The 243-nt window shown below is 57.2% G+C and carries 1 rRNA gene; it reads right to left on the bottom strand.

The window, feature by feature from the left end:
• Positions 1–243: ribosomal RNA gene (locus K1I44_RS15650) — 16S ribosomal RNA — on the bottom strand; the annotation flags it as partial.

The raw sequence follows: 243 nt of genomic DNA on the forward strand, positions 1-243 counted from the left end.
GGGAACGTATTCACCGCGGCATGCTGATCCGCGATTACTAGCGATTCCGGCTTCATGCAGGCGAGTTGCAGCCTGCAATCCGAACTGAGAGCGGCTTTTTGGGATTGGCTCCCCCTCGCGGGTTCGCAACCCTTTGTACCGCCCATTGTAGCACGTGTGTAGCCCAGGTCATAAGGGGCATGATGATTTGACGTCATCCCCACCTTCCTCCGACTTTTAGCCGGCAGTCACCTTAGAGTGCCC

Source organism: Anoxybacillus sp. ST4, assembly GCF_019448545.1.
Taxonomy (GTDB): Bacteria; Bacillota; Bacilli; order Bacillales; family Anoxybacillaceae; genus Anoxybacillus; species Anoxybacillus pushchinoensis.